Genomic DNA, 8,740 nt, shown 5'->3' with positions numbered 1-8,740 from the left:
AGTCGTGAGCGGCGAGGGAAGCCGGAGGAGACGCGATGGCTGATCCGAAAGAATTGACGATGGAACAGTTGCGCGAGCGCATTCGCGCGGCGGGCGTCACCATTCCCGAGCATCGGCTCGCCATGGTGCGGAAGCTCCTGGGCGCCGCCCTCGCTCCGCTGCGCACGCTCGACTCGCGCACCATCAAGACGGTGGACCCCGCGGTGAAGTTCTCGGCGGAGAACGAGGAGAAGCGCCATGAGTGACGAGATCGCGTATGCCACCATCGCCGAGCTGGGCGCGCGCTATCGCAAGCGGGATCTCTCGCCCGTCGAGGTGACCCAGGCCCTTCTCGCGCGTATCGAGAAGCTCGATCCGATCTTGCACGCCTTCGTGACCCTGACGGCGGACAGCGCGCTGGCCGAGGCGCGGGCCGCCGAGGCGGCGCTGCGCGGCGGCGACGCGCGGCCGCTCCTGGGCATCCCCGTCGCTCACAAGGACATCTACCTCACGCGGGGTGTCCGGACCACGGGTGGCTCCGCCCTTCTCGCCGACTGGATTCCCGATGAGGACGCGACCTGTGTCCAGCGCTGGCGGGCCGCGGGCACGGTGCAGCTCGGCAAGCTCATCACTCACGAGTTCGCGTTCGGTCTCCAGTTCCCCGGCCATCGCTTCCCGCCCGCGAGGAACCCGTGGAACCTCGACCACATCCCCGGAGGCTCGAGCAGCGGGTCCGGCGCGGCCCTCGCCGCGGGCCTGGTCACCGGCGCCACGGGCTCGGACACGGGCGGATCGATCCGCGGGCCGGCAGCCTTCTGCGGCATCGTGGGGCTGAAGCCGACCTACGGGCGCTCGAGCCGCGCGGGAGTCCTCACCCTCTCGTGGACGCTCGACCACACCGGCCCCATGGCGCGCACCGTCCAGGACTGCGCGTTCCTCCTGCAGCCGCTGGCGGGATACGATCCGGCGGATCCTGCCTCGAGCCGCGCCCCTGTCGACGATTATCTCGCTCCCCTGGGCCGCGACATCCGCGGTCTGAAGATCGGCGTGCCGCGCGCCTACTTTCTCGAGGAGGTGGACGCCGAGGTGGCGCGCGCCTTCGAGGAAGCGCTGGAGACGCTGCGCCGGCTCGGGGCCGAGGTGCGCGACGTCCAGATCCCGAGCCTTCGGGGCGCGCACTCGTTTCTTCTCATCCTGATGGCCGAGGCCTATGCCTACCACGAGCGCGACATTCGCGAGCATCCGGAGCTCTACGGTGAGGTCCTGCGCGAGCGCATCCTGACCGGTGCCCTCGTCACCGCCTCGGAGTACACGCAGGCCCAGCGCATCCGGTCGGAGATCTGCCGCGAGACGGCCGCGGTCCTGAAGACCGTCGATGTCCTCGCCTCGCCGACGGCGCTGAAGCCCGCCACGCCGTTCGCGCAGGCGCTCGATCCCGAGTTCGCCTTCCCCAAGAGCAACATGGCCCCATTCAATCTCACCGGGCTGCCCACGCTCGCGCTGCCCTGCGGGTTCTCCTCATCGGGGCTTCCCGTGTCCTTTCAGCTCTCCGGGCGGCCCTTCGAGGAAAGCACGGTGCTGCGAGCCGGTCACGCCTACGAGCAGGCGACCGCGTGGCACACTCGGCGCCCGCCCGTCTGAGGGCGGCCTCCCGGTGAAGCCCATGCACTTCGGGGTCTTTCTCGAGGAGAGGCGGCGCGGCGTCACCGAGGCCGAGACGTTTCAGGAGACGCTCGCGCTGGTGGACGCGGCCGAGGCCTGGGGCCTCGACGAGATCTGGCTCGGCGAGATCCACTTCAACGGGAATCGGTCGGTGCAGTCGGCGCCCCTGGCCCTCTCGGCCTTCATCGCCGCGCGCACGCGGCGAATCCGCGTGGGCACGGCCGTGCAGGTCTTGCCCCTCAGCAATCCCCTGAACCTCGCCGAACAGGTGGCCACGGTGGACCAGTTGAGCCAGGGACGCTTCGATTTCGGCATCGGCCGGAGCGGCTCGGCGCGCGCCTATGACATCCTGGGGATCCCCTATGGCGAGAGCCAGGCGCGGTTCCTCGAAGCCCTCGAGGTCCTGCGCGAGGCGTGGAAGGGGAAGACGTTCACCTACGAGGGCAAGTTCTACCAGTTCAAGAACGCAACCGTCTCGCCCATGCCGCACCAGCTTCCCCACCCGCCCATGCGCATGGCCTCGAACTCGGAGGAGACGTTCCTGTACGTGGCTCGGCTCGGCCTTCCCATCTTCGTGGGTCTACGCGACCACGACATTCCCTCGCTGGAGATCCACCTCGGCGCGTATCGCAAGGCCTGGAAGGAGGCGGGACACGCGGGAAATCCGGATGCCTTCCTGCGCATTCCCGTCTATTGCGCGGACACCGAGACCGAGGCCCTCGAGGAGCCGAAGGAGAACATGACCTACTTCTTCAAGCGGCATCTCGAGCTGGTGCAGTCGGGGATGGGCCGCCGTGACACGGGCTCGGCGACGCGGCGCCAGACCCTGGCCGCCAAGGTGGGCGGGCTGACCTACGACGAGATCTTGAAGACCCGAGTCGCCTTCGGGACACCCAGCCGCGTGATCGAACGCCTCGGCGAAGTGGCGGAGCAGCTCGGCCTGAGCGGCATCGTGGCCGAGCTGAATCCGGGCGGCCTGCTCCCCCTGGAGAAAATGCGGCGCACCCTGCACTTTCTCACGCACGAGGTGATGCCTGCCTTCCGCTGATCGCCTCGCAGGCGGCTGAAAAAGGCCCATCTGCGGGAGTGCGGCGCCCTCGGCCGCAGGTTCAACGTAGAGAGACTACGCCTCACCTGCGGATCAACTCAGCTCTCGTCTCGCGTCGACCAGGGGCCGCCGCTCAACTCGAACGGCGGGGCGCCGCCTCGCATCTGGACCTTTTTGAGCCGCCTGCGAGCGTGATTAGTCGACGGAAACTCGGTGGACGGCGCGGCGGACCTGGTTCAGATCGAACGGCTTGGTCACCGTGGGAGCGCCCACCCTGTCGAGAAAGCTCCTCGTCTCCAGGTTGAGCGTGTCCCCCGTGATGAAGATGAACCGCTGCGCGAGGCTGCCGTCGAGGCGCCCCGCCTCGTCGTGGAGTCCCGGGCCGTCGAGCTCCGGCATTCGGAGATCACTCAGGATCACGTCATAGCGGCGTTCCCTGAGCTTTTGCAGGGCGATCACCCCGTTGCAGGCCTTGTCGACCCGGTGCCCGTCGACGGCCAGAATGTCGGCCAGGAGATCCGTGACATCCGGCTCGTCATCGACGATCAGAATCCGCTTCGCGACGCCCGAGTCCGCGGCCTCCGGGACCTTGGCCTCGGGCGGCCGCTCCGGAGCGGTGACGGGGAGCTGGATGGTGAAGACCGTCCCCATCCCCACCTCGCTCTCGACCTCGATGCTCCCGCCGTGCGCTTCCACGATACCCTGGCACAGGGACAGCCCCAGGCCGGTTCCCTGGCCGGCGGGTTTCGTCGTGAAGAATGGCTCGAAGATTCTCGCTCGAACCGCGGGCGGGATCCCGGGCCCGGTATCGGCGATCGAGAGGCTCACCCGAGACTTCGACGGATCTGATTCCGTCTTGATGGTCAGCACCCGCAGCTCCGATTTCTCGCGCATGGCGTGGTGGCCGTTGGTGATCAGGTTGACCAGCACCTGATGCAGCTGGTGAACGTCGGCCCAGAGGACGGGCAAGTCATCCGCCAGCTCGAGCGTGACCTCGACCCCGTCCGTGCGCAGCGCATAGCCGACCAGGTCGAGCGCCTCGTCCACCACGAGGTTGAGATAGACTTCCTGACGTTCCGGCGGACGCTGGCGCGCCAGGGCGAGGAAGTTCCGCACGATGCGGGCACAGCGGTCGGCCGCTTCCGCCACCTTGTCGAGCTGTCTGGTCACCTCGGGATTGTCGCGTAGCTGGCTCTGAAGGAGCCCGACCCGACCGGTGACCACGGAGAGCGGGTTGTTGAGCTCGTGGGCCACACCGGCCAGAAGCTCTCCCATGGTGGCCACCTTCTCTGTTTGTAGGAGTCGCTCGGTGCGCTCGCGAACTTCCTCCTCGAGGCGGTCGTTCTGGGTCTGGAGCGCCTGGTGAAGGAAGCGGGTCTCCAGGAGATTCTGAATGCGCAAGAGGACTTCTGTCCTGTCCAGAGGCTTCGTGAGGAAATCCCTGGCGCCGGCGGCGAGGGCCCGGCGCCTGGTCTCCGGGGCGACGTCAGCCGTGAGGGCCAGGATGGGGAAGTACGAGCCCTTGGAGACGAGCGGTTGGAGCTGCTGCATGACCGCGAAGCCGTCGAGCTGTGGCATGAGCAGATCCAGGAGGAGCAGGTCGGGCCGGAACTCTTCGAACAAGGGCAAGATCTGGCAAGGATCGGTCGTGCTCGCGATGTGCGTGTAGCCCGCGCTGTTCAGCAAGCGCTCGAGGAGATGGACATTGGCCGGTTGATCGTCGGCGATCAGGATCCTGGCGCGCTTGATCGTGTCCTCGTGCATGACCCTAGCCGTGCCCGTTGCTCAGGATGTCGTCGAGGAGCTTGAAGAAACGCTGGACGTCCAGTGGTTTGGTCAGGAACTCTCGCGCGCCCGCGGCCCGAAGCCGGCTGATCTGACCGGGAGTGGCGTCCGCGCTGATCACGACCACGGGAATATGACGGGTGGCGGGATCGCGCTGGAGCCGCTCCAGCACTTCCGCGCCGGGGATGTCGGGTAGCTGCAGGTCCAGGAGAATCAGGCTCGGGCAGTGCTCGCGGGCCAGCTCGAGCCCGAGACTCGCGTGCATGGCGGAGAAGAGCTTGACGTTCGGTCGGTGGGTCAAGAGCCGCTCGACGAGCCGGAGATTTGGAAGGTTGTCCTCGATATACAGCACGGCGCCCCGAGTCGGGAGCGCCTTGTCCGGATGGATGGCCGGAGGGGCCACGCCGGCCACCGGGCACTCCGCGCGGGGGAGCTCGACCCAGAAGGTGCTGCCTTGACCGACGACGCTCTCCACGCCGATGGTCCCGCCCATCACTTCGACGAGGCGCTTGGACAGGGCCAGGCCGAGTCCCGTGCCCTCCACACCTCGGGTCTCGGCCCCGAGCCGGTCGAAGGGCGTGAAGAGCCGCTCCATCAGTCTGGGTGCGATGCCCGGGCCCGTGTCAGCGACCCTGACGCGGAGGCGATCCCCCAGAGTCTCTTCGACCCCGATCGTGACCGTGCCGCCGGACCGGTTGAACTTGGCGGCATTGGAGAGAAAGTTGAGGAGCACCTGCTTGAGTCGCTGGCGGTCGGCCAGGACGTAGCGACCGTCGGCCTCCGAGGTTCCCAGATCGACGTGGACTTTCCATGTCGCGGCCAGCGGCAGGATCAGCTCGAGAGTTTCCCGGATCACCTCGCCGAGCGAGACCGGCTCCATCGAGAGAGCCAGGTGACCGGCCTCGATGCGGCTGATGTCGAGGATTTCGTCGATGAGGCCGAGCAGATGTCGCCCACCCCGGAGGATGTGGTCCACGCTGTCACGCTGCGCCACCGTGAGCGAATCGATCTCCAGGAGCTGGGCGAACCCCAGGACCGCGTTCAAGGGGGTCCGGAGCTCGTGGCTCATGCGCGAGAGAAACTCGCTCTTCGCCTGATTGGCGCGGTCGGCCTCGGCCTCCGCGCGCCGGCGCTCCGCGATCTCCTGCTCGAGCCGATCGTTGGATGCGCGCAGCTCGCGCGTGCGCTCTCCGACCTGTTGCTCGAGCTCCACGGCATGGCGCTTGACGCGCTCGTCGAGCCGGGTCTGGGCAATGGCGATGGCGAGCTGGTTCGCCACCTCCTGGGCGATGCTGACGTGCTCGCGGGGAAATTGCCCCGGCGTTCCGCCGAAGCTCAGCCCGCCGATGAGCTCGCCGCCGGCCATCATGGGCACGACCATGTACTCGCGGACACCGCCGGCGAGCAGGGCGGCCGCCTCGGGCCCCTGGGGCAGGGAGGTGACGTCGATCACCTGCATCTCCCCTCGTCTCAAGCCCTCGACGTCGCCCATCAGGGCCAGGGAGAAGCGGACACCAGGCCCCAGGCGGACGCGACGCCGCCCGGCCGCAGCCAGCCACTCCGCCTCGCCGGCCGCGAAGTCGAAGATGTTCACGATGGCGCGTGGGAACCCGAGGAGATCGCGCAATCGCCGGAGTGCCGCTTCGGCTATCTTGACCGGCGCCTCTCCGGCGATGAGCCTGCGGTCGATCTCATGCAGGATGGTGAGCCGCTCCGTCGATTCGGCGAGGGAGGCCTGAGTCCGCGTGAGCTCCGTCAGGTCAAACGCGACCACGAGGGCGGCGCGCCGGCCCGCGAAGGACATGGTGTGAGAGAAGAATTCCACGGCGATCTCGCGGCCATCCTTCAGCCGGTTCTTCCACGTGCCCGCGCGTCGAGGCGACTCATCCGTCGAGTGGGCGAGGGCGGCCACCCGCTCCATGAGCCGCGGGATCTCCTCCGACGGCAGGATGTCGTCCAGTTTCATGCTCAGGAACTCGGTACGCGAATAGCCGTAGTGCGCCACCGCTGCGTTGTTGACCTCGAGGAATTCCCGAGTGGTCACGTCGGCCAGCCACATGGGCAGAGGATTATGGGAGAAAAGTAGCCGGAAGGTCTCTTCGCTTTCCTGCAGAGCCGTGGGGCCGGTGGTTTGACGCAATGCACACTCCTCTGGTCACAGGAGACGCAAGCAATAGGCCATCGTCTTGAGAACCGAGAATCCAACAGCTTGCGGCTCGCCCGCTCGCTCCACGCTTCCGAAATTGGTCACTTATCAGCGCGGATGGGCAAGCGGCACATCCTCGATGCGTGAGCAAGTTTGTGGTCAGCGGGCCGCCAAACTCGGGCACACTCCACGGCACCGATTGGTCGATATCCGGCGCCGCGCCGGCCCACAGGAGGACACATCGCATGGCCATGCTGGGGAACGTCATCGAGCTATCCGTCGTCGTGCGGGATCTGGAGGCGGCCATCGAGCGCTACACGAAGCTCTTCGGCCTGGAAGTGCACAAGCGGGGGGAGTCCAAGGAGTTCGGCTTCCTCAACGCGATCCTGCCCACGGGCATCGGGCACATCGAGCTGCTCCAGCCCACCGACGCCAACAAGGCCGTCGGCAAGTTCCTCGCCAAGCACGGTGAGGGTGTCTACCTCGTGGGCTTCGAGTGCGGCGATATTCCCGGCGCGGTGAAAGGTCTGCGCGAGCAGGGCGTCAAGGTCGATGCCCGCGGGGACGACATCGCGTGGCTGCATCCTCGCGAAGCGCACGGGCTCTTCGTGGAGCTCAGGAAGCGCGAGCGCTACGACTAGCCCGGCCTATCGCGAGACAACGCCACCCTCACCCTACCCTCTCCCTCTCCGAGGGAGAGGGATTCATTTTGAGTAGATAAGGGGGCGGCCAGGAAGCGGTACGTGCGTTCGTGAATAATTCGCGCTAGACTCCTGCGTATCGCGATCGCTAATAATCGGAGGGTGACCGGGGCCGTGGGTCCCGGCGCCCCAACCTCACAGCAAGGGGGACGTGATGCGTGACCTCCTCATTTCCGGTGATAATCATATCGACCTGACGTATTGCCCCCCTGACCTGTGGTCCTCGCAGGCGCCGTCGAAGTGGAAGCTCCTCGCGCCCCGGGTAGAGGAGCTGGAGGACGGGCTCCACTGGTTCGTGGAGGCGCAGGACAAGGGAATGTGGAACGGAGTCGGGCCCGGCTTCCTCAAGTATCAGCCGGGCATGTTCGGCCACATCGACGAGATGAAGGCGGTGGGGTTCGAGTGGGACTATCAGCGGGGTGCGAAGCCGCGGCCGACCACCCCCGAGCTACGGCTCGCCGATCTGGACAAGGACGGGCTCGACGCGGAGATCATCTACGGCTGCCTGATGATCAACGACCTCATCAACGACGGCGACCAGCGAGCGTGGTGCAACAAGATCTATAACGACTGGGCGGCCGAGTTCGCCAAGCGCTCGGATCCCACCCGCATCTTCCCCCTCGCTGTCATTCCCAACAACGATCCCCGCGGGGCCGCCGATGAAGTGCGGCGCTGCGCCGCCATGGGGCTCAAGGGCGGCGATCTCGCCTTCAAGCGAATGAGCGTGCCCCTCTACACGCACGACTGGTACCCGCTGTGGGAAGCCGCGGCGGAGTGTCACTTCCCCATCTCCTTCCACTCGACGGGCTTCAAGGGGCTGCGCGTTCCCGACAACCCCAAGATGGAGCAGGAGTACTCGCTCCAGTGGCGCCTCGTGCGCTCGTCGCTCTTCCAGCTCGACGGGATGGAGGTGCTGGTCTCGCTGATCGCCTCGGGCGCCTGCGAGAAGTATCCGGACTTCAATTTCATCCTGGGCGAGTCGGGGGTGACGTGGATCCCCTATGTCCTCGACCGGCTGGACACGGAGTACAACGACCGGGCGCGCAACCTCGGCTTCTCCATGAAGCCCAGCGACTACTTCCGGCGCCAGGGCTACACCACGTATCAGCAGGATCAGTTCATGGAGCCGATCATCCCGCTCGTGGGCGAGGACAACATCATCTGGGGCGCCGACTATCCGCACCCCGACTGCATCTGGCCAGAGTCCCGGCGGCACATCGAGGCGAACCTCGGCATGGTGTCAGAGCGCGTGCGGCGGAAGATCACGTCCGAGAACGTGATGAAGCTCTACGGCCTCCGCGCGGAGAGCATCGGGCCCGCACGGAAAGTCGGTCAGGCGCAGGCGACCGCGTAGGCGTCCTGGACGCCCGCGGGCAGCTGGTCTTCTGACCAGGTGCGCCCGCCGTCCTGGGTCCCGAA

7 protein-coding genes are annotated in these 8,740 nt (G+C 66.9%); 5 read left to right on the top strand and 2 right to left on the bottom strand.

The features are described 5' to 3' along the window. Positions 1-35 precede the first annotated feature (35 nt). From VGT00_15885 to VGT00_15875, 3 genes are read left to right on the top strand one after another with little or no spacing between them, the layout of a single operon-like run. Positions 36-245, top strand: coding sequence for a hypothetical protein (locus VGT00_15885; GenBank protein ID HEV8532902.1), 210 nt, complete (start codon positions 36-38; stop codon positions 243-245). Beyond that, entirely contained in the window at positions 238-1,620 is a 1,383-nt protein-coding gene (locus VGT00_15880; GenBank protein HEV8532901.1) for an amidase, read from the top strand. Before VGT00_15885 ends, VGT00_15880 begins: the two co-directional genes overlap by 8 nt. A gap of 22 nt (positions 1,621-1,642) precedes the next feature. Then, entirely contained in the window at positions 1,643-2,689 is a 1,047-nt protein-coding gene (locus VGT00_15875) for an LLM class flavin-dependent oxidoreductase (protein HEV8532900.1), read from the top strand. Positions 2,690-2,884: 195 nt separating this feature from the next. Here VGT00_15875 and VGT00_15870 read toward each other — a convergent pair whose 3' ends face one another. Together VGT00_15870 and VGT00_15865 are read right to left on the bottom strand one after the other, a co-directional pair. Next, positions 2,885-4,453: a response regulator gene (locus VGT00_15870; GenBank protein ID HEV8532899.1), complete on the bottom strand. Its 1,569-nt coding sequence runs from the start codon at positions 4,451-4,453 to the stop codon at positions 2,885-2,887. Positions 4,454-4,457: 4 nt separating this feature from the next. Further along, complete coding sequence (locus VGT00_15865) at positions 4,458-6,614, bottom strand: ATP-binding protein (protein ID HEV8532898.1); 2,157 nt, start codon at positions 6,612-6,614, stop codon at positions 4,458-4,460. A 251-nt stretch (positions 6,615-6,865) separates the two neighbouring features. On the opposite strand from VGT00_15865, the gene VGT00_15860 reads away from it, so the two are divergent. Together VGT00_15860 and VGT00_15855 are read left to right on the top strand one after the other, a co-directional pair. Continuing rightward, a complete protein-coding gene (locus VGT00_15860) occupies positions 6,866-7,261 on the top strand; it encodes a VOC family protein (GenBank protein ID HEV8532897.1) in 396 nt (131 codons plus the stop codon). 214 nt (positions 7,262-7,475) lie between these two features. Beyond that, positions 7,476-8,675 carry an amidohydrolase family protein gene (locus VGT00_15855; GenBank protein ID HEV8532896.1) on the top strand — a complete coding sequence of 400 codons (1,200 nt, stop codon included), beginning with the start codon at positions 7,476-7,478 and terminating at the stop codon, positions 8,673-8,675. The last annotated feature ends 65 nt before the right edge of the window (positions 8,676-8,740 follow it).

Source organism: Candidatus Methylomirabilota bacterium, from assembly GCA_036002485.1.
GTDB lineage: Bacteria > Methylomirabilota > Methylomirabilia > Rokubacteriales > CSP1-6 > AR37.
Note: the sequence above shows the minus strand (reverse complement) of the source record. Positions and strands in the feature narration are given on the sequence as shown.

Coding starts and splice junctions, on each gene's coding strand:
- VGT00_15860 (HEV8532897.1), top strand. CDS start 6,866: ATGGCCATGCTGGGGAACGTCATCGAGCTATCCGTCGTCGTGCGGGAT.
- VGT00_15885 (HEV8532902.1), top strand. CDS start 36: ATGGCTGATCCGAAAGAATTGACGATGGAACAGTTGCGCGAGCGCATT.
- VGT00_15880 (HEV8532901.1), top strand. CDS start 238: ATGAGTGACGAGATCGCGTATGCCACCATCGCCGAGCTGGGCGCGCGC.
- VGT00_15870 (HEV8532899.1), bottom strand. CDS start 4,453: ATGCACGAGGACACGATCAAGCGCGCCAGGATCCTGATCGCCGACGAT.
- VGT00_15855 (HEV8532896.1), top strand. CDS start 7,476: ATGCGTGACCTCCTCATTTCCGGTGATAATCATATCGACCTGACGTAT.
- VGT00_15875 (HEV8532900.1), top strand. CDS start 1,643: ATGCACTTCGGGGTCTTTCTCGAGGAGAGGCGGCGCGGCGTCACCGAG.